Consider the following 23,511-nt stretch of genomic DNA (forward strand, 5'->3'; position numbering starts at 1 on the left):
CGGGTGACGGGCGCGGGCAGGACCGGGGTGGACGAGGTGATCGCCGCGTACCTGGACCACCTCGCCGTCGAGCGCGGCACCGCCCGCAACACCCTGGACAGCTACGCGCGCGACCTGCGCCGGTACGACGCGCACCTCGCCGCGGCCGGCGTCACCCGGTTCCCGGACGTCACCTCCGCGCACGTCACGGCGTTCGGCGCGGCCTTGCGCGAGGGCGACGCCGAGCATCGGCCGCTCGCCGCGTCTTCGTCCGCGCGGGCCTTGGTCGCCGTGCGCGGACTGCACAAATTCGCCCACGCCGACGGCATCACCGAGCACGACCCGGCGCGCGAGGTCCGCCCGCCCGCGCCGGCGAAGCGGCTGCCGAAGGCGCTGCCGGTGAGCGACGTGCTGAAGCTGCTCGAAACCCCGCCGCCCGAGGGCGAGCGCGCGCTGCGCGACCGGGCGCTGCTGGAACTGCTCTACTCCACCGGGGCCCGGATCTCCGAGGCCGTCGGGCTCGACGTGGACGACGTGGACGACGGCGACCGCACCGTGCTGCTCGACGGCAAGGGCGGCAAACAGCGGCTGGTGCCGATCGGCCGTCCCGCCGTCGAAGCCCTGCACGCCTACCTCGTGCGCGCCCGGCCGGTGCTCGCGGCGCACGGGCGCGGCACGTCCGCGATCTTCCTCAACGCCCGCGGCAGCCGGCTTTCCCGGCAGAGCGCGTGGCAGGTGCTCAAGGACACCGCCGAGCGCGCGGGCATCACCGCGGGCGTCTCGCCGCACACGCTGCGCCACTCCTTCGCCACGCATCTGCTCGAAGGCGGCGCGGATGTCCGTGTCGTCCAAGAACTTCTGGGCCACGCCTCGGTGACCACAACGCAGGTGTACACGCTCGTCACGGTCAATACACTGCGCGAGGTCTACGCGACCGCGCACCCCCGTGCACTGGGCTGAACGGCGCAGAAGGGCATACCAAAAAGACCGGAAGTAAGCCGACCCGGAGAGGCGGCCGACCGGACGTACTGCTTGCTTCCGGTCGGTTTGGTATCTACCAGCACTGTCGCTAGCTGTGGTGACTTCGCGCGACCGTCCCGGCGCGGCGCTTTGCCGGGGCTCCGACTCCGCGCATAGGCTGCCGTGGACTTTGCCGAGACAAGGAGCTTTCCCGCCATGTCGACACCGAACCAGCCGAACCAGCCGGCCAGGCCGGCCGCGTCCGCCGGGTCGGCCGCGGCGAGCCTCAGCCAGGCGACCATCGCGACTCCGGCCGAGCACGACGGCGACGAGCCGTCCCGGCCGCTGAGCCGCGCGGAGCGAGCGCGGGCGCGGGCCAGGGAGCGCGAGGAGAGCGGGATCGGGCCCACCGGGCGGCCGCTGCGCGAGATCCCCGAGCCGCAGCCGCTGGAGCGGCACGGGCCGGCCAAGGTCCTCGCGATGTGCAACCAGAAGGGCGGCGTCGGCAAGACCACGTCGACCATCAACCTGGGCGCGGCGCTCGCCGAGTGCGGCCGCCGGGTGCTGCTCGTGGACTTCGACCCGCAGGGCGCCCTGTCGGTCGGCCTCGGCATCCAGCCGCACGAACTCGACCAGACGGTCTACAACGTCATCATGGAGCGCTCGGTCAACGTCGAGGACGTGCTCCGCAAAACCCGCGTCGACGGCGTTGACCTGCTGCCGAGCAACATCGACCTGTCCGCGGCGGAGGTCCAGCTCGTCGCAGAGGTAGGGCGCGAGCACACGTTGTTACGGGTCCTTCGTCCGGTCATGAACGACTACGACTATGTTCTTGTCGACTGCCAGCCCTCGCTCGGCCTGCTGACGGTGAACGCACTGACCGCCGCGGACGGTGTGGTCATCCCGCTGGAATGCGAGTTCTTCAGTCTGCGAGGCGTTGCGCTCCTGATCGACACGATCGAGAAGGTGCAGGAACGCCTCAACCCCAAACTGGACATAGTCGGGATTCTCGCCACCATGTACGACCCGAGAACCCTGCATTCGAAGGAGGTCATGGCTCGCGTGGTGGAGGCATTCGGCGACACCGTGTTCGACACGGTGATCAACCGCACGGTGCGGTTCCCCGAGACGACGGTCGCGGGTGAGCCGATCACGACCTGGGCACCCAAGTCCGCCGGCGCGGCCGCTTATCGCGCGCTGGCCCGCGAGGTGATCGCTCGGTGAGCAGGCGCGCTTCCCTGCCCGGAGCGTCGGAGCTCTTCCGCCTCACCTCCAGCCCGTCGACGCCGGCGCTCGACCGGCCGCCCGTGCCCGCCCCGTCGGAACCGCTCCCCGAGCCGGACCCGGAATCCGGGCAGCTTTCCCGAGCCGCGGCACGCAGCGGCTCGGGCCGCACGAAGCACGACGCGAAGATCACCGTGTACGTGTCGGGCGACGAGCTGCTGGCGATGGAGCAGACCCGGCTGAACCTGCGGGCCAAGCACAGCCTGATCGTCGACCGCGGCCGGCTGGTGCGTGAGGCCGTCGCGGTGCTGCTCGCGGACTTCGACCTGCACGGCGAGGAGTCGGTGCTGGTCCGCCGATTGCGCGCGGGCGAGGACGACGAAGGCGAAACCGAGGGCTGATGGACGAACCGGCATCGGCCCAGCAGCCGGAGCCGGGCCCGGAGGACGCGGCGGACACGCCGATCCAGCATGAGACCGTGCACGGCGGGACCATTCCCGAAGGCGTCGCCGAGGAACTGAGCACGTCGAAGTTCAAGGTCCACCTGGCCAACTTCGAGGGCCCGTTCGACCTGCTGCTGCAGCTGATCTCGCAGCACCAGCTGGACGTCACCGAGGTCGCGCTGCACCGCGTCACCGACGACTTCATCGCCTACACGCGCGCGCTCGGGGCGGACTGGAACCTCGACGAGACCACGGAATTCCTGGTCATCGCCGCCACTCTGCTCGACCTCAAGGCCGCGCGGCTGCTGCCGGCGGCGGAGGTGGAGAGCGAGGACGACCTGGCGCTGCTGGAGGCACGGGACCTGCTGTTCGCGCGCGTGCTGCAGTACCGCGCGTACAAGCAGGTGGCGGCGCTGTTCGGCGAACTCGAGCAGGGCGCGCTGCGGCGGTATCCGCGCTCGGTGGCGCTGGAGGAGCGGTACGTCGGGCTGCTGCCCGAGGTGATGCTGGGCGTGACGCCGGAGAAGTTCGCGGAGATCGCCGTGGCGGTGTTCCGGCCCAAGCCGCCGCCGACGGTGTCGCTCGCCCACCTGCACATGGGCCGCGTGTCCGTGCGCGAGCACGCGGCGCTGCTGCGGGTCAAGCTGGCCGCCGCCGGGCAGGCGACGTTCAAGGAACTGGTCGAGGACTGCGAGCACACGGTCGAGATCGTGGCGAGGTTCCTCGCGCTGCTGGAGCTGTACCGGGAGTCCACGGTGCAGTTCGAACAGCTGGAGGCCCTGGCCGAACTGCACGTCCGCTGGACGGGCGGCACCATGGCGGAGGCCTCGGCCGCCGCGGACCAGGACCGCACCCTGGCGGAGGAAGAGGAGTACGGGTGAGCACCGAAAACCCCACACCCGCCACCGACGCGGAGATCCCCGATCTCGACGCCCTGGCCTCGGCGGGCTTGCCGGCTTCCGCCCCGGAGCCGGCGTCGGTGTCGGCGTCGGCGTCGGCAGGGGAGAGCGGCGACGCGGCTTCGGCTGGTGACGTGGGCGCAGCTGGCGAGGCTGCGCCATCGCGCGAAGCGGCCGTGGCGAGCGAAGCGACTTCGCCGGGCGAAGAGGCTGCTGGGGACAAAGCAGAGCTGGCCAGCGACGCCGCAGCACTGAGCGAAGCGGCGACGGCGGGCGAAGCAGTTTCGGCGGGCGAAGAGTCTTCGCTGGGTGAAGCAGCGGCGCTGGGCGAAGCAGCTTCGGTGGGTGAGGAGTCTTCCGTGGGCGATGCTGCTTCGGGGGGCGATGCGACCGCGCCGAGCGAAGAAGTGGTGGCGGGCGAAGCAGCTTCGGTGGACGAAGCGGCGCCGGTGGGCGAAGCAGCTTCGGTGGACGAGGCGGCGACCGTGGACGAGGCGGCGACCGTGGACGAAGCGGCGACGGTGGGCGAAGCGGCGACGGTAGACGAAGCGGCTTCGGTGGGCGAAGGGGCCTCGGTGGGCGAAGGGGCCTCGGTGGGCGAAGCGGTTTCGCTTGGTGACGTGGCGTCTTCGGACGAGGCGGCTGCCCAACCCCAAGCAGTCCAGGAAGAAGCCCCGGCCGAGTCCGCAACCGAGTCCACAAGTGACTCCGCGACCGAGTCCACAGCTGGCACTTCAACCGACCCGACAGCAGACCCGGCGACCAACCCCACAGCCGAGAACCACCTCCCCCCCGACGATCCCGAGTCCGGCCTGGTCGCTGCCGGGGATGAGAACGAGTTGCCCGACGTCAGTTCCGACGAGGCGCTCGAGGCGGCGCTCGAGGCGTTGCTGCTGGTGGTCGATTCGCCGATCAACGAGGAGTCGCTCGGGGATACCGTCGGGGTGTCCGTGGCGCGGGTCACCGTTGCGTTGCGGACGATGGCGCAGAAGTTCACCGAGCGGGCCAGCGGGATCGACCTGCGGCGAGTCGGTGAGGGGTGGCGGTTCTACACTAGGGACACCTACGCCCCGTTCGTGGAGAAGCTCCTGCTGGACGGCCAGCGGTCGAAACTGACCAGGGCCGCGCTGGAGAGCCTCGCCGTGATCGCGTACCGGCAGCCGGTGACCAGGGCCAGGGTCGCCGCGGTGCGGGGCGTGAACGTGGACGGCGTGATCCGGACGCTGCTCGCGCGCGGGCTCATCGAGGAGATGGGCACCGATCCCGAGACGACCGGAACGCTGTACGTGACGACCGAGCTGTTCCTGGAGCGACTGGGGCTGTCGTCACTGAACGACCTGCCCCCGATCGCTCCGTTGCTACCCGAAGTGGACACCATCGATGACATCTGACGAACACGCCGACGGCGTCCGGCTGCAGAAGGTCCTTTCCCAGGCCGGCGTCGCCTCCCGGCGCGCGGCCGAGGACCTGATCGTGGCCGGGCGGGTGGAGGTGAACGGCGAGGTCGTCACCGAGCTGGGCCGCCGCGTCGACCCGGTCGAGGCGGTGATCCACGTCGACGGCACGCGCGTGAACCTCCGCGAGGACCTCGTCTACCTCGCCTTCAACAAGCCCAAGGGCGTGCACTCCACGATGTCGGACGACCGCGGGCGCCCGTGCGTCGGCGACTACCTGCGCGGCCGCTGGGAGGAGACCCCCGGCGTCGTCCACGTGGGACGGCTCGACGAGAACACCGAGGGCCTGCTGCTGCTCACCAACGACGGCGACCTCGGCCACCGGCTGATGCACCCGTCGTACCGCGTGCTCAAGACCTACCTGGCCGAGGTCGACGGCCTCGTGCCGCGCGGCCTGGGCAAGGAGCTCCGTAACGGCTGGGAGCTGCCGGACGGCCTGGTGAAGGTCGACCAGTTCCGGGTCAAGGACATGCACTCCGGCAAGACCATGGTGGAGCTGGTGATCCACGAGGGCCGCAAGCACATCGTGCGGCGGCTGATGGCGTCCACCGGGCACCCGGTGCGCAAGCTCGTGCGCACGGCGGTCGGCGACGTCCAGCTCGGCAACCAGCGCCCCGGCTCGATCCGCCGCCTGACCCGGGGCGAGGTCGGCTCGCTGTACCGCACCGTCGAGCTGTGACCCGCCCGAATCGACCCCCGTGCCGTGAAACCCCGAGCTGTTCGGGGGTTCGCCGGAAAGGACCCCACTTTCCGCTCTAACGCCCGTGCGGCCGCCCTCCTAGCTTGATCGGATCCGAGACGGCTTGGAGGGCTATTTCATGCGTGTGCTCAGAGGGCTCTGCGCCGCGGTGGTCGTCGCCGCGGCGCTCGTGGTCCCGGTCCCGGCGGCGTCGGCCGCCACCGGCACCGACCCGGTGTACGACTTCGCCGGCGCCGTTCGCGAGACCGTGTGGGTGGACATCGGGCGCGACGGGGACGGCGACGGCAAGCCGGACCGCGTCGCCGCCGACATCGTGCGCCCGAAGGAGCCTGCCGCGCAGGGCACCAAGATCCCCGTGATCATGGACGCGAGCCCGTACTACTCGTCGGTCGGGCGCGGCAACGAGAGCGAGTTCAAGACCTACGACGCGCAGGGCCGCCCGGTCGGCTTCCCGCTCTACTACGACAATTACTTCGTGCCGCGCGGGTACGCGGTCGTGCTCGTGGACCTCGCGGGCACCAACCGATCCACGGGCTGCGTCGACGTCGGCGGCACCTCCGACGTCCAGTCCGCCAAGACGGTGATCGACTGGCTCAACGGGCGCGCCACCGGTTACAGCGCGAAGTCCGGCGGCAGCAAGGTCACCGCCGGCTGGGCCAACGGCAGCGTCGGCATGATCGGGAAGTCCTACGACGGCACGATCGCCAACGGCGTGGCCGCCACGGGTGTCGACGGGCTGAAGACGATCGTGCCGATCTCCGGGATCAGCTCCTGGTACGACTACTACCGTTCCGACGGCGCGTCCTTCGGCTTCGGCCCGGACGGGCTCGCGCAGACCGTGGAAGCACGCAACGGCGGGCAGGACTGCTCGGCGGAGAACAGCAAGCTCGCGCAGGGCGCCACCGCGAACGGGGACTACGGCCCGCTCTGGGCCGAGCGCGATTACGTGAAGCAGGCGAAGAACGTGAAGGCCAGCGTGTTCGTCTCGCACGGGGTGAACGACCTGAACGTCAAGACCATCAACTTCGGCCAGTGGTGGGACGCGCTCGCGGCCAGCGGCGTGCAACGCAAGATCTGGCTCGCGCAGACCGGGCACGTCGACCCCTTCGACTACCGGCGCGCGGAGTGGGTGGACACGCTGCACCAGTGGTTCGACCACTATCTGATGGGCATCGACAACGGCATCGAGAAGCAGCCGATGGCCACCGTCGAGCGGCAGCCGGACCAGTGGGCCGACCAGTCTTCGTACCCGGCGGCCGGGGTCGCGGCGACGACGCTGCGTCCGCGCGCGGGCAGCACCGCAGGCGTGGGCACGCTGAGCACGTCCGCGAGTTCGGGCACCGCTTCGTTCACCGACAACCTCAAGGGGACCGAAGACGGGTGGGCGGGGAACCCGGCGACCACGTCGGCGAACCGCGTGCTCTACAGCACCGGCACGCTCTCGTCGCCGTTGCAGGTTTCGGGCACCTCGTCGATCACCGTCACGGCCACGCCGAGCACGTCGTCGGCGCGGCTTTCGGCGATGCTGGTGGACTACGGCCCCGCCACCATCCGCAACTACGCGGGCGCCGGCGAGGGCATCAAGACCGGCACGAACGAGACGTGCTGGGGCTCGAACGCGCCCGGTGACGACGCCTGTTACGAGGTGACCAGCGCCGACACCACGAACGTCGGCTACACCGTGATCAGCCGCGGCTGGGCGGACCTGGCGAACTACCAGTCGCTGAGCCAGGAGCAGCCGCTGACGCCGGGGCAGCCGTACACGATGACGTTCCGGCTGGCGAGCACCGACCACGTGGTGCCGCAGGGACACTCGCTGGCCCTGATCGTCGGCGGCACCGACACCGACGTCATCACCGGCCCGGCGAAGGGGCCGAAGCTGACGATCGACCTCGCGAAGACGTCGGTGCAGGTGCCGCTGGTGGGCACGCCGCCCGCTTCCCCGCGAATGCCGAAGGCACCCGCTGGTCCGCTCGCCCACATCGAGAGCCGGGCACCGCTCGACCTCCGCTGAGCCGGCATCCCTGAAGGCCACCACGAGGGCCCGAAACGCCCTCCTGGTGGCCTTCAGTTGGTGGTCGCCGGGGCGGTCTTGGCCGACGTGCGCTTCCGTTGCAGCGCCTTGGCAACCGGCTCGACGATCCGGGCCGCGGTCGGGCCGAGGATCGCCATCAGCAGCACGTACGCCGTGGCCAGTGCGGCGAGTTCGCCGTCGACCGCGCCGGCCGTCACGGCCAGCCCGGCGATGACGATCGAGAACTCGCCCCGGGCCACCAGCGCGGCCCCGGCCCGGGACCGGCCGAGTTTCCCGATGCCCTGTCTCCGCGCGGCCCACCAGCCGGTGGCGACCTTCGTCAGCGTGGTCACCACGGCGAGCACCACGGCCCAGCCGAGCACCGGCGGGATCGACGCCGGGTTGGTGTTCAGGCCGAACACCACGAAGAACACCGCGGCGAACAGGTCCCGCAGCGGCTCGAGCAGCCGGGTCGCGTTGTGCGCCGTCGAGCCGGAGACCGCGATGCCGAGCAGGAACGCGCCGACGGCCGCCGAGACCTGCATCGCCGAGGCGAGCCCGGCCACGAGCAGCGCCGCGCCGAGGATCTTGAGCAGGAACACCTCGCGGTCGTCGCTGTCCACGAGCGCGGAGACGTACCGGCCGAACTTCAGCGCGATCACCAGCACCACGGTGATCACCAGCAGCGAGATGCCGACCGCCTCGAGCCCGCCGAAGAAGCTCACCCCGCCCAGGATGGCGGTGAGGATCGGCAGGTAGAGCGCCATCACCAGGTCCTCGAACACGAGGATGGACAGCACCACCGGCGTCTCGCGGTTGCCGAGCCGGCCGAGGTCGCCGAGCACCTTCGCGATGATCCCGGACGAGGAGATGTAGGTGACGCCGCCCATCACGATCGCGCCGATCGGGCCCCAGCCCAGCAGCAGCGCGACCGCGGCACCGGGCGCCGCGTTCAGCACGATGTCGAGCAGGCCCGCCATCCAGGAGCTGCGCAGCCCGGTGAACAGCTCGGCCGCCGAGTACTCCAGCCCCAGTAGCAGGAGCAGCAGCACCACGCCGATCTCGCTGGCCAGGTGGGTGAAGTCGCCGATGTCGGTGAGCGGGATCAGCCCGCCGGAGCCGAAGCACAGGCCGCCGATCAGGTAGAGCGGGATGGGGGAGAGGCCGATCCGGCCGGCGAGCCTGCCGAGCGCGCCGAGGCCGAAGAAGACCGCTCCCAGTTCGATCAGGGACAGTGCGGTGTGATCCATCAGCCGTGCTTGAGGATCTTGGCGGCGGCTTCCAGTCCCTCGGAAGTCCCGACCGCGACCAGCAGGTCGCCCGCGGTGAAGGTGAAGTCCGGGGTCGGCGAGGGGTGCACCTGGCCCGCCCGCATCACCGCGACCACCGACACGCTGGTGCGCGTGCGCATCGCCGTGTCACCGAGCGTCCGGCCGTCGAACGGGCTGGACGAGGTGATCGGCAGCTGCTTGGTGTTGATCCCCGGCAGCTCCCGATGCTCCTCGTTGAGCTGGGCGACCAGCTGCGGCGCGCCCAGGAGGTTGGCCAGCGCGCCCGCTTCGTCGGCGGTCAGCGGCAGTGAGGCGAGGCAGGCGTCGGGATCCTCGGACTTCGAGACGATCAGCTCGATCTGGCCGTCCCGCTGGGTCACGACACCGATGCGGCGGCCGTTGCGGGTGGCGAAGTCCTTGCGGACACCGATTCCGGGCAGGGGGGTGACTTCGACGTTCACCCTCCCACGGTAACCCAGTGTCCGTTTCGCTGTCCGTTTCGTACGGCTCAGCCGAGTACGAGCAGCAGGGTGGCCACCACCATCACCGCGGCCGTGAGGCCGTGCACGCCGAACGCCATGGCGCGGTTTCCCTTGTGGCGCAAGATGATCAGCATGTCGCCGACGGGGATGAACGCCTCGGCGAGCAGGACCCAGCCGACCACGTGCGGGCCGCCCGCCAGCATGGCCGCGCCGGCCACGAGGCCGGTCCCGATGTCGCGGACGCCCTTGATCTGGAAGAACGCCGTGGTGCCGGTGGGGATCGTGGCCAGGCCGAAGCCCTTCGCGGTCTTCTCCGGCGCGAACAGGTAGCTGAGGCCGACGTAGATGATCCCGAGCCCGACGAGGCCGGCGAGGACGTAGGCGGTGACGAGCATGGTGGTCCCTCCCGAAGATCTAGCGTTGCTAGTAACAGTGCCGACGCTAACTTAGCGACGCTAGATTGTCTAGCATTCGTAGGTGAGCCGCCTGACCGGCCGGGACGGGCGGCGGGCAGAATGAAGGCGGCAAGACGGTGAGCAGGACGACGCGAGGAGAGCATCGGTGACGGGAGCCCTACGTGGTGTGGTGGCGCTGGACGGCCCGTCGGGAACCGGCAAGACCACGGTCGCGCGCAAGCTCGCCGCCCGGCTCGGCGCGGGTTACCTCGACACCGGCGCGATGTACCGCATCGTGACGCTCGCGGTGCTGCGCGCCGGCGACGACCCGGCCGACTCCGACGCCGTCGGCCATCGCGCGCACGAAGCCGACTTCACCATCGGCACCACCCCCGACCACCCGGAGCTGCGGCTGGCCGGCGAGGACGTCGCCGCCGACATCCGCGGGCCCGAGGTCACGCAGGCGGTTTCGGCCGTCTCGGCGGTGCCGCAGGTGCGGGAGCTGCTCGTGTCGCGCCAGCGCCGCATCATCGCCGACGTGCTGGCCGAGACCGGCGGCATCGTGGTGGAGGGCCGGGACATCGGCACGGTCGTCGCGCCCGAGTCGCCGCTGAAGGTCTACCTCACCGCCTCCGCCGACGTCCGCGCCGCGCGCCGCAGCGGCCAGGACAGCGCCGCCGGGCGGCAGTCCTCAGTGGAGGCCGCGCGCGAGTCCGTGCAGCGCCGCGATCACCTCGACTCGACGCGCGCGACGTCGCCGCTGCGCGCGGCCGAGGACGCGGTGCCGGTCGACACCTCGGAGCTCACCATCGACCAGGTGATCGTGGCGCTGTCCGAGCTCGCCTGCCGCCGCGGCCTGCTCGAGGGCTGTGCGGCCGAGGCCGCCGAGGTCACGCGGTGACCGGAAGCGCTCTCCCCGAGGGCGCGATCGGCCTCCTGCACGACGCGGGCCGCGTCTTCGCCCGGTATCATCTGCGTTCGGCGTTCCGGATCCGCGTGCACGGCCGGGAGCGGATGCCCGCCACCGGGCCGGTGGTGGTGGTCGCCAACCACAGCTCCATGATCGAGCCGCAGCTGATCTTCGGAATGCTGCCGCGGCGTTCGGCGTTCCTGGTCAAGGACGAGATGTTCAAGGGCGCCGCCGGGCGGTTCCTGCGGGCGATCGGCCAGATCCCGGTCAAGCGCGGCGAGATCGACCGCAAGCCGCTGATGACCGCGGTCGGCGTGCTGAAGGCGGGCGGCGTCGTCGGGATCTTCCCCGAGGGCACCCGCGGATCCGGTGACGTGGCGGCGGCCGAGCGCGGCGCCGCGTGGCTCGTGCGCTCGGGAGGGGCGGCCGTGCTGCCGGTCGCCACCCGCGGGACGCTCAAGCCCGCGGACGGCAAACGGCGCTGGCGCCCGCGCGTGGACATCCTCGTGGGGGAGCCGTTCACGCCGAAGGTGGGGCCCGGCCGCACGGGACTCGACCAGGGCACCGAAGAGCTCCGCGGAGAGCTCGCGGCGCTCGTGTTGACTTTGGACGATTGGCGGGCCGAGAACCGAATCGGCTCGCCGTAGGTGAAGTGGGAAATGATGACAGGCTTTGAACCCGCCGCGGCGGAAGCGGAACTCGACGGCGTCGGCGAGATCGACGGCACCTGGTCCGACGAGACCGAGTTCGCCGCGCTCGACGCGCAGATCGAGGCGGGCGAGGCGGCCGACGAGGCGAACCTCGCCCAGCCGGTGCTGGCCGTGGTTGGCCGCCCCAACGTGGGCAAGTCCACTTTGGTCAACCGGATCCTCGGCCGCCGTGAGGCCGTGGTGCAGGACGTGCCGGGCGTGACGCGCGACCGCGTCGCCTACGACGCGTACTGGGGCGGACGGCGCTTCACGCTGCTGGACACCGGCGGCTGGGAGCCCGACGCCACCGGGCTGCAGGCCGCGGTGGCCGCGCAGGCCGAGCTGGCGATGGCGGCCGCCGACGCGGTGCTGCTCGTGATCGACGCCTCGGTGGGGGCCACGGCCACCGACGAGGCCGTCTCGAAGGTGCTGCGGCGCTCGAAGAAGCCGGTGCTGCTGGCCGCGAACAAGGTCGACGACGACCGGCTGCTGGCCGACACCGCTTCGCTCTGGTCGCTGGGCCTCGGCGAGCCGCACCCGGTCAGCGCGCTGCACGGGCGCAGCTCCGGCGACCTGCTCGACGCGATCGTGAAGGCGCTGCCCTCGGCCCCGCGCGAGGGCGAGCGGGCCACCGCCGGGCCCCGGCGCGTGGCGCTGGTGGGCAAGCCGAACGTCGGCAAGTCCAGCCTGCTCAACAAGCTCTCGGGCGAGCAGCGCTCGGTGGTCGACTCGGTCGCCGGCACCACCGTCGACCCGGTCGACTCGCTGGTCGAGCTGGACGGCGACACCTGGCGGTTCGTCGACACCGCCGGGCTGCGCAAGCGGGTCAACTCCGCCAACGGCGCCGAGTACTACGCCTCCCTGCGCACCAAGACCGCGATCGACGCGGCCGAGGTCGCGATCGTCCTGCTCGACGCCGCCGAGCCACTGTCCGAACAGGACTTGCGCGTGCTCACCATGGTGGTCGAGGCGGGCCGCGCGTGTGTGCTGGCGTTCAACAAGTGGGACCTGGTGGACGAGGACCGCCGCCACGCCATGGTGCGCGAGCTCGACCGCGGCCTGGTGCGGGTGCCGTGGGCGGAGAAGGTCAACATCTCCGCGCTCACCGGGCGCTCGGTGCGCAAGCTCGCGCCGGCGCTGCGGACCTCGCTCAAGTCGTGGGACCAGCGGGTGCCGACCGGCCAGCTGAACGGCTGGCTGGCCGACCTCATCGCCGCCACCCCGCCGCCGGTGCGCAGCGGCAAGCAGCCGAAGGTGCTGTTCGCGACGCAGGCCGGCATCCGGCCGCCGACGCTGGTGCTGTTCACCACGGGCTTCCTCGAGGCCGGGTACCGCCGGTTCATCGAGCGCAAGTTCCGGGAGCGGTTCGGCTTCGAGGGCAGCCCCGTCCGGGTGAACGTGCGCGTCCGCGAGAAGAAGGCGCGCCCGAAGGCCGGCGGCAAGGCGAGCAAGAACCGCTGAGGTTTTTCACCGGGTCCGCCGGGGGTTTCCACCACCCCGGCGGGCCTTCTTCCCCAGGTCAGGCGCCGGTGATGTCCGACACTCAACCGTGACCCTTGCGCTACCTGGGCTTCATGTTGTCGTAAGGTGGACGGCTGTACCCGGGCGCCTCATTCGGAGAGCCAGCCCGAATGAAGCTCGCGGAAGGTGAGTGATGGGCTTGCGCGCCCACGATTCGATCCTGCACGTCTCCCGTTCGAAACGGGTTCCCGTTCGACCGGCCGGGGTCTCGCTGTGACCCTCACGGCCGACCACGACAGCGCCTTGGCCGCCGTCGCGGAACTTCCCCTCGCGTTCGTCACCCCGCCCGCCCTGTTCCGCTCCGGGCCCGGCGCCGCCGAGCGCACCCTGCTCGACGTACTGGCCGCCACGGCCGCCGAGCACCCCAACGCCCCCGCCGTCGACGACGGCACCACCACGCTGAGCTACCGCAGGCTGCTCGAAGAGGTCGAGGTCTACGCCGGCCGCCTGCGCGGGCACGGCGTCGGCCTCGGCGACCGGGTCGGCATCCGCCTCTCGTCGGGCACCGCCGAGCTGTACATCGCGATCCTCGCCACCTTGTCCGTCGGCGCCGCCTACGTGCCGGTCGACGCGGACGACCCCGAGGAACGCGCCGAGCTGGTCTTCGGCGAGGCGGGCGTCGCCGCCGTCGCGACCGACGGCATCATCACCGTCTCCGGCACCCCGGGCGGCCGCGACGGCCGGGGTGCCGGCCCGGCCGACGACGCCTGGATCATCTTCACCTCCGGCTCCACCGGCAAGCCCAAGGGCGTCGCGGTCACGCACGCCTCGGCCGCCGCGTTCGTCGACGCCGAGGCCCGGCTGTTCCTCGCCGACGAGCCGATCGGCCCCGGCGACCGCGTGCTCGCGGGCCTGAGCGTCGCGTTCGACGCCTCCTGCGAAGAGATGTGGCTCGCCTGGCGGCACGGCGCCTGCCTGGTGCCCGCCCCGCGCGCGCTCGTGCGCACCGGCGTCGACCTCGGCCCGTGGCTGGTCGCGCAGGGCATCACCGTGGTGTCCACGGTGCCGACGCTGGCCGCGCTGTGGCCCGCCGACGCGCTGGAGGACGTCCGCCTGCTCATCTTCGGGGGCGAGGCCTGCCCGCCGGAGCTGGCCGAGCGCGTGGCCGTCGAGGGCCGCGAGGTGTGGAACACCTACGGCCCCACCGAGGCCACCGTCGTCGCCTGCGCCGCGCAGATGACCGGTGAGGGACCCGTGCGCATCGGCCTGCCGCTGGCCGGCTGGCAGCTCGCGGTCGTCAACGACGAGGGCGAGCCGGTCGCCATGGGCGAGACGGGCGAGCTGGTCATCGGCGGCGTCGGCCTGGCCCGCTACCTCGACGTCGAGAAGGACGCGGAGAAGTTCGCGCCGCTGCCGTCGCTCGGCTGGGAGCGCGCCTACCGCAGTGGTGACATGGTCCGCGCCGAGTCCGAGGGCCTGCTGTTCCTCGGCCGGCTCGACGAGCAGGTCAAGCTCGGCGGCCGCCGGATCGAGCTGGGCGAGGTCGACTCCGCGCTCCAGTCGCTGCCCGGCGTCCAGGGCGCGGCCGCCGCGGTCCGCCGGACCAAGGCGGGCAACCAGGTGCTGGTCGGCTACGTCGTGCCGGCCGCGGGCACCGAGCTGGACCTCGACGACGCCGCGACGCAGCTGCGCGGGCAGCTGCCCGCCGCGCTGGTGCCGTTGCTGGCTGTCGTCGAAGACCTGCCGACCCGGACCTCGGGCAAGGTGGACCGCGCCGCGCTGCCGTGGCCGCTGTCCACTGTGGACGCCGGCGCGGCCGGGCTGTCCGCCACCGAGGCGTGGCTGGCCGAAGGCTGGGCCGAAATCCTCGGCGTCTCGGTGCGCACCCCGAAGGCCGACTTCTTCACCCACGGCGGCGGCAGTCTCACTGCGGCGCAGCTCATCGCGCGCATCCGCACCCGGCACCCCGAGGTGTCGGTCAACGACATCTACCAGTACCCGAAGCTCGGCGCGCTGGCCACGCACCTGGACGCGCTCAGCGGCCAGGAGACCGAGCGGCGCGAGATCGCGCCGACCCCGCGCCGGGCCGGGGTGATCCAGACGCTGCTGATGGTCCCGCTGATGGGGCTGGCCGGGCTGCGCTGGGCGAGCCTGGCCGCCGCGGCGTCGAACGTGCTGGCGCTGCTCGGCTTCGGCTGGGCGCCGACGTTGAACTGGGCCTGGCTGGTGCTCGCCTGGCTGGTGCTGTTCAGCCCGGCCGGGCGCATCGCGATCGCCGCCGGCGGGGCCCGGGTGCTGCTGTCGGGCGTCCGCCCCGGCACCTACCCGCGGGGCGGCAGTGTCCACTTGCGACTGTGGACGGCCGAGAAGCTCGCCGAGTTCAGCGGCGCGGACAGCGTCGCCGGCGCGTCGTGGATGACCACGTACGCCAAGGCGCTCGGCGCGCGCATCTCACGTGACGTCGACCTGCACTCGCCGCCGCCGGTCACCGGCTTCCTCAAGCTGGGCCGCGGTGCCGCCGTCGAGCCCGAGGTCGACCTGACCGGCCACTGGGTCGACGGCGACCTGGTGCACATCGGCAAGATCCGGATCGGCGCGGAGGCGCGGATCGGCGCGCGCAGCACGCTGTTCCCGGGCGCCCGCGTCGGCAAGGGCGCGGAGATCGCGGCCGGCTCGACCGTCCGCGGCGCCGTGCCCGGCGGTCAGCACTGGGCGGGCTCGCCCGCGGCGCGCACCGCCAAAGACGCGCTGAAGTGGCCGTCGAGCCGCCCGCCGCGCTCCCGCTTCTGGTCGGCCGTGTACGGCGCGACCTCGGTGGTGCTCGGCCTGCTGCCGGGAATCGCCGGACTGGCCGGCGTCGCGGTGCTCGGTTACGCCATCGCGGGCACCATGGCCCCGGGCGCCGCGCTGACGCAGGCGCTGGTGTTCGTCCCGGTCGCCACGGTCGCGTACTTCCTCGCGTACGCGCTGCTCGTGCTGGTCGGTGTGCGCGTGCTGAGCGTCGGCATGGTCGAGGGCTACCACCCCGTGCACGGCCGCGTCGCCTGGCAGGTCTGGGCCACCGAGCGGCTGATGGGCATGGCCCGCGAGGGGCTGTTCCCCTTGTACGCCAGCCTGTTCACGCCGGTGTGGCTGCGCCTGCTCGGCGCGAAGGTGGGCCGCAACGTCGAGGCGTCCACCGTGCTCGCGCTGCCGAAGATGACCAAGGTGGACAGCGGCGCGTTCCTGGCCGACGACACCATGGTCGCGACCTACGAGCTGGGCCACGGCTGGCTGCACGTGGCCCCGGCGCGGATCGGCAAGCAGGCCTTCCTGGGCAACTCCGGGATGACCGCGCCGGGCCGTTCGGTGCCCAAGCGCGGCCTGGTGGGCGTGCTGTCCTCCACGCCGCTGAAGGCGAAGAAGGGCTCGTCGTACCTCGGCATGCCGCCGCTGCCCGTCCGCCGGGCGGTCGGTGACGCCGACACCAGCCGCACGTACACGCCGGCGCTGCACCTCAAGGCGGCGCGCGCGTTCGTGGAGCTGTGCCGGATCGTGCCGGTGATGTGCGCGGTCGCGCTGACCGTGGGCGTCGCCGCCGGGCTGCTGACGCTGGCGTCGTTGTTCGGCTTCGCCGTGGCCGCGCTGCTCGCGGGCCCGGTGCTGCTGGTGGCCGGGATCGTCGCCGCGCTCACCGCGACGGTCATGAAGTGGCTGCTGGTCGGGAAGTTCCGGGCGATCGAGCACCCGCTGTGGAGTTCCTTCGTCTGGCGCAACGAGCTGGCCGACACCTTCGTCGAGGCGCTCGCGGTGCCGTGGCTGATCGGGTCCGTCGGCGGCACGCCGCTGCTGCCCGCGTGGCTGCGCACGATGGGCGTGAAGATCGGCCGCGGGGTGTGGCTGGAGACGTACTGGCTGCCGGAGTCGGACCTGGTCCGCCTCGGCGACGGCGCGACGATCAACCGCGGCTGCGTCGTGCAGACGCACCTGTTCCACGACCGGATCATGAGCATGTCGCCGGTGACGCTGGACGAGGGCGCCACCCTCGGCCCGCACGGGATCGTGCTGCCGGGCGCGAGCATCGGCGCGCGCACCACCGTCGGCCCGGGCTCGCTGGTGACCCGCGGCGACGAGGTGCCCGCCGACGGCCGCTGGCTCGGCAACCCGATCGCGGCCTGGCGCCGGTGAGCCGACGACCGTTGCGGGCGGGCCGGATCCGCGCGATGCTGGGGCGAGACGATCACGTACGGGAAAGCGGGGTTCTGCGCGGGTGAGTTCGAAGCCAGCCACCCCCGCTCCCGGCGCGGAGATTTCCAGCGACTCCTACATCCCGGCCCACGGCAACGGCGGCTACCGGGTCCGGCACTACGACCTGGACCTCGACTACCGCATCGGGCCCAACCGGCTGACCGGCACCGCGGTGCTCACCTGCGTTGCCACGCAGGCGCTTTCCCGGCTCTCGCTGGACCTCGGCGAGTTCCGCGTCTCGCGGGTGCTGGTGGACGGCAAACCGGCCAAGTTCGCGCGGCGCGGGCTGAAACTGCAGGTCCGGCCGGCCAAGTCGGTGCCGGTGGACGCGGAGTTCCGGGTCGAGGTGCGCTACGTCGGCAACCCGACCCCGGTGTCGAGCCGGTGGGGTGACATCGGCTGGGACGAGCTGACCGACGGCGCGCTGGTGGCCAGCCAGCCCGTGGGCGCGCCGTCCTGGTTCCCGTGCAACGACCAGCCCTCGGACAAGGCCGCCTACCGGGTCGCGGTGACCACGTCTTCGCCGTACCTGGTCGCGGTGACCGGCGACCTCGTGTCGCGTTATAACGCGGCGAGCACCACGAAGTGGGTGTACGAGCGCAAGGAGCCGACGGCCGCGTACCTGATGAGCGTCCAGATCGGCCGGTACGACGACGTCGAGCTGGTCGCGGGCCCGGACGCCGGCTGGTTCACGCACTCGCAGGTGCGGGCCTTCGTCGGCTTCGGCCGGAACAAGACGCCGGTGCCGGTCGTGCCGCAGCGCGCCGCCGTGCCGCCGCGGCTGCGCCGGCAGTTCGCGCGCGACTTCGGCCGCCAGGACCGGATGATGGAGGCGCTGCAACGGATCTTCGGGCCTTACCCGTTCGGCGAGTACGTCGTGGTCGTCACCGACGACGACCTGGACGACCCGATCGAGGCCCAGGGCATGGCGATCTTCGGCGCCAACCACGTCGACGGACGGCGCACCCACGAGCGGCTCGTCGTGCACGAGCTGGCCCACCAGTGGTTCGGCAACAGCCTGACCGTGGCGGACTGGCGTCACATCTGGCTCAACGAGGGCTTCGCGACGTACGCCGAATGGCTGTGGTCGGAGGAGTCCGGCGGCGAGCCGGCGCGCTCGCTGGCCCGCGCCTGGCACACCCGCCTGAAGACCAAGCCGGCCGACGTGCGCATCAGCGACCCCGGCGTGTCCCGCATGTTCGACGAACGCGTGTACAAACGCGGCGGCCTCACCCTGCACGCCCTGCGCGCCGAAACCGGCGACCCGGCGTTCTTCGCGCTGGTGAAGGCGTGGGTGGCGGAAAACCGGCACGGCACGGTGACCACGGAAGCCTTTGTCACCCTGGCGGAATCGTACGCGGGGCGTTCGCTGGCCGCGTTTTTCACCACCTGGCTCGACACTCCCGCGCTCCCGCCGCTGCCCTGAGCCACGGCCGGGCTCACTTCGGTGCAGAATGACCGCACCGACGTGAGGGGAGTGCCCGATGACGTGGCCGGAGCAACCGGGTGACCAGCCAGGCGCACAACCGCCGCGGGAACCGGCAGCGGGCGGGGTTTCCGGCGGGGTGGCGCCGGAGTCGCCGGTGTCGTCGGTGTCGCCGGGGGATCAGCCTTCGACGGACGCGCAGCCGCAGCCGGGGGTTGGGCAGGGCTGGCAGCAGCCGTCGTCCGGGAGCGCGCCGGGTTCGCCGCAGCCGGGGATCGGGCCGGGGTGGCAGCAACCGTCACCTGGGGGCGCGCCGGGTTCGCCGCAGTCGCCGGGTGCGCCGGGTGGGCAGGCGTCGCCGGGGAGTGCGGGTTCGCAGCCGCCGTCGCCGGGAGTCGGTACGGGCTGGCAGCAGGCGCCGCCCGGGAGTGCGCCGGGTGGGCAGCAGTCGCCGGAAGCTGGGGCGGGTTGGCAGCAGGCGCCGCCGGGGAGCGGGCCGGGTGGGCAGCCGTCACCGGGGGCTGGGGCGGGTTGGCAGCAGGCATCGCCCGGGAGTGGGCCTGGTCCGCAGGCGTCGTCGGGGGCTGGTTGGCAGCAGGCGTCGCCCGGGAGTGCGCCGGGTGGGCAGCCGTCGGGTGCGCCGGGGTGGCAGCAGCAGCCGGGGCCGGGTGGTGCTCAGGGGTGGCCGCAACAGCCGGGGCCGGGAGGGTGGCCGCAGCAGGGGGGTGTGCCGGGTTGGGGGCCGCCGCAGTCGCCGCCGGGGAAGCGGACTGGGCTGATCGTCGGGGTGGTGGCCGCGGTGGTGGTGCTGCTGGCCGCGTTCGTGGTGACCGGGTTCGTCACGCCCGGGTTCCTGCTGCCGTCGCGGGATGGGAGCGGGACGGCGGTGGACGGCGGGGCGCCCGTGACGTCGCCGTCGGAGCCGCCGTCGGAGAGTGCGCCGCCGCCGAGCGGCAACGTCACCATTCCGACCACGCGCACGCCCGAGCCGCATCGGGCGACGCCGTTGCCGGACCCCTCCACCTGCAGTTTCCCGGCCGACCCGAACGGGCCCGCCGCCAAGCAGGCGACCCGGCCCACCGACGGTCCGCAGCCGGCCAGCGGCACTGTCGGCGTCACCCTTCGCACCACGGCCGGTGACATCGTCCTCTCACTCGACCGCGCGCTGGCCCCGTGCACGGTGGCGAGCTTCGTGAGCCTGGCGCAGCAGGGCTTCTACACCGGCACCAAATGCCACCGGCTCGGCGTCACGGACCTGCAGATGCTGCAGTGCGGCGACCCGGCGGGCGACGGCACGGGCGGCCCCGGCTACACCGTGCCCGACGAGTTCTTCCCGGGCCTGGCCTACGGCCGCGGCCTGATCGCGCTCGCCAACACCGGCCAGCCGGGCTCGGGCGGCAGCCAGTTCTTCATGATGTTCGGCACCACCCCGATCCCGCCGACCTACACCGTCTTCGGCAGCATCTCCGACGCCGGACTGGCCGTGCTGGACAAGGTCGCCCGCGGTGGCATCGCGAGCGCCGGCAACGCGGGCGACGGCACCGGGCCGCCGCGGATCCCGGTCACGTTCAGCTCGGTCGCGGTCGGCTGAACCGACCCGGACGGCGGCTGCCCGCCGCATCGGAGAGCGGCAGGCTCGACTGATGGGCACTGTCGGGCGGCAGCGGCATCTGAACCAGGCGCTGATGCGCATCTCGCGGCGGGCGGAGTCGACCGACCGGGCGACCCTGGGCCGGACATTCGTCGCATCGGGCTCGTTCTCGGCGATGCTGCACTCCACCGACCACCAGATCCTCTACGGCCGGCGCGGCGCGGGGAAAACCCACGCGCTGCTCTACCTCAGCGAACTGGTGGACCACACGGGTGAGGTCGCGGTCTACCTCGACCTGCGGACACTCGGCAGCGCCGGCGGGCTGTACTCCGACGGCGGTGTCCCCGCGACCGTTCGCGGCACGCAGCTGCTCGTGGACACGCTCGAGGCCGTGCACGAGGAGCTGCTGTCGATCGCGGTCGAGCGGGAACTCGGCGACCCGGGCACACTGCTGCCCGCGCTCGACGCGCTCGCCGAGGCGGCGACGGACGTCGAGGTGGTCGGCGAGGTGGAGCGGGAAACCCGCGCGGGCGCGACGGAGGAGGCCGGCCACGGGCTGGAGCTGGGATTGCCGCCGGCGGCCCGGGTTTCGCTGGCACACCACCGTTCCGTGAGCGGCGAGAGCCGGCTGCGGCGGACCGGGACCGAGCACCACCGGGTGGTGTTCGGCCCGCTCGGCCGGGCGCTGCGGGCCGTGACGCGGGCGCTGGGCGGCCGCCGGATCTGGGTGCTGCTGGACGAATGGAGTTCGGTGCCGCTGGAGCTGCAGCCGTTGCTGGCGGACCTGCTGCGGCGCACTTTCCTGCCCACGCCCGGGGTCACGGTGAAGATCGCCGCCATCGAGCGGCGGTCACGCTTCCGGGAGCGGCTCCCCGATGGGGACCACCTGGGCATCGAGGTCGGTGCCGACGCGGCATCCGCGGTGAGCCTCGACGACATCATGATCCTCGACGACTCCAGCAGCCGAGCCCAGGAGTTCTTCGCGCAGATGTTCCACAACCACGCTTCCGTCCGGCTCGCCACGATGATCGCCGCGCCGCCGCCGGACGCGGCCGCCTTCGTCGAAGAAGCCTTTCACGACAACGCTTTCACCGAGCTGGTCCGAGCGGCCGAGGGCGTGCCACGGGACGCGATCAACATCGCCGCGCTGTCCGCGCAGTATGCCCACGACGAGCCGATCAGCCTGCGGGACGTCCGTCTCGCCGCCCGCGACTGGTACCTGCGCGACAAGCAGGGCGCGATCAGCGGGGACGACGACGCGGCCAGTCTGCTGAGCCGGCTCGTCGACGAGGTCGTCGGACGGCGCCGCTCGAGGACGTTCCTGCTCGACCGGCGCCCCAGCGCCCGCCACACGATCATCGCGGACCTCTACGACGCGCGCCTGCTGCACGTCCTGCGTCGTGGCCTCACCGACCCGGGCCGGCCAGGCACCCTCTACGACGGCTTCGCCATCGACTACGGCTGTTACGTCGCGCTGATCCTCGACCGGCCGAACGGCCGTCCGCACGCCCGAGGCAGCTGGCTGACGCGGCCGAAGGGCGTTCCGCCGGACGGGTTCAGCCTCTCCCGCGAGGCCGTCGACCTGGAATCCTTGTAGCGCAAGCGGTTGCGATCGAACCGCCCGGGCTCAGGTGCCCGGGCGGTCCAGCACCGAACGCAGGGCGGTCAGCAGCGCCGTGACGGCGGTCTGGCTGTCCGCGGCCGGGTGCCGCCAGGCGATGTAGCCGTCCGGGCGGACGAGGAGGGCGCCGGCCTCGTCGAGGGCGCTCACGCGGGTCCAGTCGCCGTAGGAGTCGCGGGCGGCGGGGGCGCCGATGGTGACCACGCGCAGGTCCAGGCCCAGCTCGGCCGCCGCCTTCGCCGCCGCTTCGGGCCATGCCGTGCCGGACAGTCCGGTGAGGACAGTCCACCGGCCGCCGCCGACGAGGTCCAAAGTGGACACCCGACGGCCGTCGGCGCCGACCAGCCAGACGTGCGGCAGCTTCGCGCCCGGCAAGGTGGTGGGCCGGTGGAACAGCTCGGCGTCCCGTTGGCTGTCCGGCTCCGCGCCGTCCGGGAGGACCGCGCCCGAGGCGTAACGCTGGTCCAGCTCCACGCCGTGCGCGTTGAACTCGTAGTGCTTGAGCTCGATCGCCTGCTCCAGCAACCGCCTCCGCCGGGCGCCCTCGGCGTCGGGTGCGACGCAGGCGGCCAGGCCCGCGGTGATGCCGTCCGCGTCGGTTTCGCCGGTGATGCCCAGCGTTTCGAAGATCGGGCCGAACTGCTCGCGGCTCAGGTTCGCGCGGTCGACCACCTGCCGTCCGACGGGCGCACGCTCGGCCGTGTAACTGGCCAGCAGGCCTTCGCCGGCCTCGCCGCGCACGACCATGGCGAGCTTCCACGCCAGGTTGTACGCGTCCTGCACGGAGGTGTTGGAGCCGAGCCCGTTGGACGGCGGGTGCCGGTGCACCGCGTCGCCGGCACAGAACACGCGGCCGCGGGAGTACTCGGTGGCGTAGTTGTGGTTGACCGTCCACAGTGAAGTCGAGGTGATCTCGACGGCCAGGCCCTCGTCGCCGACCAGGTCGCGCACCAGCCGCGTGGCCTCGGCGACGTCGACCTCCGGCGGCGGCTGCTCGATGTCGTAGCCCCAGGTGAGCAGCCATTCACGCCACGGCCGCACCATCCGGACCAGGCCCATGCCGATCCCGCCGAGGTGCGCCCCGGGCCGCATCACCCAGTACAGCACGCTCGGCCGGTGCGCGACGTAGCGGGAAAGATCGGCGGTGAACGTGATGTTCATGCTCCCGGCCTTGCCGGTCTGTCCCGCGATCGGCAGGCCGGCCTGCTCGGCGACGCGGCTGCGCGCGCCGTCCGCGCCGATCAGGTAGCGGGCCCGCAGCGTGAACTCGTCGCCGCGCACGCGGTCGCGCAGCCGGGCGGTGACGCCATCGGAGTCCTGGGTGAAGTCCAGGAATTCCGTGTCCAGCCTCAGCTTCGCACCGCGCGCGGCGGCGTTGGCGGCGAGGATCGGCTCCAGATAGGTCTGCGGCAGGTCGATCATGTGGCACGGGCTGGCGGCCGTGTACTCCGCGGCCGACCGGTCGCCGGTGCCCCAGCTGGCGATCCGGCCGATCTCGGCGCCGGCCAGCGAGGTGCACAGCACGGTGTCGCCCATCAGCTCCGGCGGGGTGCCCTGCGCCAGCGCCTGCTCCTCGACGCCGAGGTCGCGCAGCACCTCCATCGCGCGCTGGTTGGTGATGTGCGCCCGGGGCGTGTTGGCCGTCCAGCCGTACTTGGTCGCGAGCACGGTGCGCACGCCGTAGGTGGCGAGCGCCAGCGCCGCGGTACCGCCGGCGGGGCCACTGCCGATCACGAGGACGTCGGTGTCGAAGCGCGTCATGGCG

At 72.3% G+C, this 23,511-nt stretch carries 18 protein-coding genes; 14 read left to right on the top strand and 4 right to left on the bottom strand.

The features are described 5' to 3' along the window. The first annotated feature begins 36 nt into the window (after nucleotides 1-36). The 7 genes from xerD to BMY97_RS38750 all read left to right on the top strand — a co-directional run bounded on the left by xerD (nucleotide 37) and on the right by BMY97_RS38750 (nucleotide 7,673). Nucleotides 37-939, top strand: a complete 903-nt coding sequence (gene xerD / locus BMY97_RS38720) for a site-specific tyrosine recombinase XerD (RefSeq protein WP_091627837.1) — start codon at nucleotides 37-39, stop codon at nucleotides 937-939. Nucleotides 940-1,155: 216 nt separating this feature from the next. Continuing rightward, nucleotides 1,156-2,163, top strand: a complete 1,008-nt coding sequence (locus BMY97_RS38725; RefSeq protein ID WP_091627670.1) for a ParA family protein — start codon at nucleotides 1,156-1,158, stop codon at nucleotides 2,161-2,163. Then, entirely contained in the window at nucleotides 2,160-2,564 is a 405-nt protein-coding gene (locus BMY97_RS38730; protein WP_091627672.1) for a cobyrinic acid a,c-diamide synthase, read from the top strand. The genes BMY97_RS38725 and BMY97_RS38730 overlap by 4 nt, the downstream gene beginning before the upstream one ends. Then, a complete protein-coding gene (locus BMY97_RS38735) occupies nucleotides 2,564-3,487 on the top strand; it encodes a segregation and condensation protein A (protein ID WP_091627676.1) in 924 nt (307 codons plus the stop codon). Before BMY97_RS38730 ends, BMY97_RS38735 begins: the two co-directional genes overlap by 1 nt. A gap of 539 nt (nucleotides 3,488-4,026) precedes the next feature. Further along, nucleotides 4,027-4,896, top strand: a complete 870-nt coding sequence (scpB, locus tag BMY97_RS38740) for an SMC-Scp complex subunit ScpB (RefSeq protein ID WP_425425398.1) — start codon at nucleotides 4,027-4,029, stop codon at nucleotides 4,894-4,896. Further along, nucleotides 4,886-5,638, top strand: coding sequence for a pseudouridine synthase (locus tag BMY97_RS38745; RefSeq protein ID WP_091627679.1), 753 nt, complete (start codon nucleotides 4,886-4,888; stop codon nucleotides 5,636-5,638). The genes scpB and BMY97_RS38745 overlap by 11 nt, the downstream gene beginning before the upstream one ends. 139 nt (nucleotides 5,639-5,777) lie before the next feature. Next, a complete protein-coding gene (locus BMY97_RS38750) occupies nucleotides 5,778-7,673 on the top strand; it encodes a Xaa-Pro dipeptidyl-peptidase (RefSeq protein ID WP_091627840.1) in 1,896 nt (631 codons plus the stop codon). Nucleotides 7,674-7,726: 53 nt separating this feature from the next. On the opposite strand, the gene BMY97_RS38755 is transcribed toward BMY97_RS38750, so the two are convergent. The 3 genes from BMY97_RS38755 to BMY97_RS38765 are packed head-to-tail and all read right to left on the bottom strand — an operon-like array spanning nucleotide 7,727 to nucleotide 9,821. Beyond that, a complete protein-coding gene (locus tag BMY97_RS38755; RefSeq protein ID WP_091627681.1) occupies nucleotides 7,727-8,923 on the bottom strand; it encodes a cation:proton antiporter in 1,197 nt (398 codons plus the stop codon). Then, the gene (locus tag BMY97_RS38760) at nucleotides 8,923-9,405 is read right to left on the bottom strand and encodes a cation:proton antiporter regulatory subunit (protein ID WP_177231745.1); all 483 of its coding nucleotides are present in this window, start codon (nucleotides 9,403-9,405) and stop codon (nucleotides 8,923-8,925) included. The genes BMY97_RS38755 and BMY97_RS38760 overlap by 1 nt, the downstream gene beginning before the upstream one ends. A 47-nt stretch (nucleotides 9,406-9,452) precedes the next feature. Further along, a complete protein-coding gene (locus BMY97_RS38765; RefSeq protein ID WP_091627687.1) occupies nucleotides 9,453-9,821 on the bottom strand; it encodes a DUF4267 domain-containing protein in 369 nt (122 codons plus the stop codon). Between the two features lie 187 nt (nucleotides 9,822-10,008). On the opposite strand from BMY97_RS38765, the gene cmk reads away from it, so the two are divergent. From cmk to BMY97_RS38800, 7 genes are all read left to right on the top strand, one after another. Beyond that, entirely contained in the window at nucleotides 10,009-10,722 is a 714-nt protein-coding gene (gene cmk, locus BMY97_RS38770; RefSeq protein WP_091627690.1) for a (d)CMP kinase, read from the top strand. Then, nucleotides 10,719-11,378, top strand: a complete 660-nt coding sequence (locus BMY97_RS38775; protein WP_177231746.1) for a lysophospholipid acyltransferase family protein — start codon at nucleotides 10,719-10,721, stop codon at nucleotides 11,376-11,378. The genes cmk and BMY97_RS38775 overlap by 4 nt, the downstream gene beginning before the upstream one ends. Before the next feature lie 15 nt (nucleotides 11,379-11,393). Continuing rightward, complete coding sequence (gene der, locus BMY97_RS38780) at nucleotides 11,394-12,881, top strand: ribosome biogenesis GTPase Der (protein ID WP_091627843.1); 1,488 nt, start codon at nucleotides 11,394-11,396, stop codon at nucleotides 12,879-12,881. A gap of 273 nt (nucleotides 12,882-13,154) precedes the next feature. After that, entirely contained in the window at nucleotides 13,155-17,048 is a 3,894-nt protein-coding gene (locus BMY97_RS38785; RefSeq protein WP_091627694.1) for a Pls/PosA family non-ribosomal peptide synthetase, read from the top strand. Nucleotides 17,049-17,130: 82 nt separating this feature from the next. Further along, nucleotides 17,131-18,534, top strand: coding sequence for a M1 family metallopeptidase (locus tag BMY97_RS38790; RefSeq protein ID WP_091627697.1), 1,404 nt, complete (start codon nucleotides 17,131-17,133; stop codon nucleotides 18,532-18,534). A 790-nt stretch (nucleotides 18,535-19,324) separates the two neighbouring features. Continuing rightward, complete coding sequence (locus tag BMY97_RS47905) at nucleotides 19,325-20,125, top strand: peptidylprolyl isomerase (protein WP_245787725.1); 801 nt, start codon at nucleotides 19,325-19,327, stop codon at nucleotides 20,123-20,125. A gap of 52 nt (nucleotides 20,126-20,177) precedes the next feature. Continuing rightward, the gene (locus BMY97_RS38800; protein WP_091627703.1) at nucleotides 20,178-21,722 is read left to right on the top strand and encodes a hypothetical protein; all 1,545 of its coding nucleotides are present in this window, start codon (nucleotides 20,178-20,180) and stop codon (nucleotides 21,720-21,722) included. Nucleotides 21,723-21,752: 30 nt separating this feature from the next. Here the strand turns inward: BMY97_RS38800 and BMY97_RS38805 are convergent, their stop codons facing one another. Next, complete coding sequence (locus tag BMY97_RS38805; RefSeq protein ID WP_091627705.1) at nucleotides 21,753-23,507, bottom strand: FAD-dependent oxidoreductase; 1,755 nt, start codon at nucleotides 23,505-23,507, stop codon at nucleotides 21,753-21,755. Nucleotides 23,508-23,511: the final 4 nt, after the last annotated feature.

Source organism: Amycolatopsis saalfeldensis (assembly GCF_900110575.1).
GTDB classification, from domain to species: Bacteria; Actinomycetota; Actinomycetes; order Mycobacteriales; family Pseudonocardiaceae; genus Amycolatopsis; species Amycolatopsis saalfeldensis.

Bases quoted from the DNA above. Each gene is read 5' to 3' on its own strand.
- BMY97_RS38750 (WP_091627840.1), top strand. From the start codon at position 5,778: ATGCGTGTGCTCAGAGGGCTCTGCGCCGCGGTGGTCGTCGCCGCGGCG.
- BMY97_RS38745 (WP_091627679.1), top strand. From the start codon at position 4,886: ATGACATCTGACGAACACGCCGACGGCGTCCGGCTGCAGAAGGTCCTT.
- BMY97_RS38755 (WP_091627681.1), bottom strand. From the start codon at position 8,923: ATGGATCACACCGCACTGTCCCTGATCGAACTGGGAGCGGTCTTCTTC.
- BMY97_RS38800 (WP_091627703.1), top strand. From the start codon at position 20,178: ATGGGCACTGTCGGGCGGCAGCGGCATCTGAACCAGGCGCTGATGCGC.
- BMY97_RS38725 (WP_091627670.1), top strand. From the start codon at position 1,156: ATGTCGACACCGAACCAGCCGAACCAGCCGGCCAGGCCGGCCGCGTCC.
- der (WP_091627843.1), top strand. From the start codon at position 11,394: ATGACAGGCTTTGAACCCGCCGCGGCGGAAGCGGAACTCGACGGCGTC.
- BMY97_RS38765 (WP_091627687.1), bottom strand. From the start codon at position 9,821: ATGCTCGTCACCGCCTACGTCCTCGCCGGCCTCGTCGGGCTCGGGATC.
- BMY97_RS38805 (WP_091627705.1), bottom strand. From the start codon at position 23,507: ATGACGCGCTTCGACACCGACGTCCTCGTGATCGGCAGTGGCCCCGCC.
- BMY97_RS38735 (WP_091627676.1), top strand. From the start codon at position 2,564: ATGGACGAACCGGCATCGGCCCAGCAGCCGGAGCCGGGCCCGGAGGAC.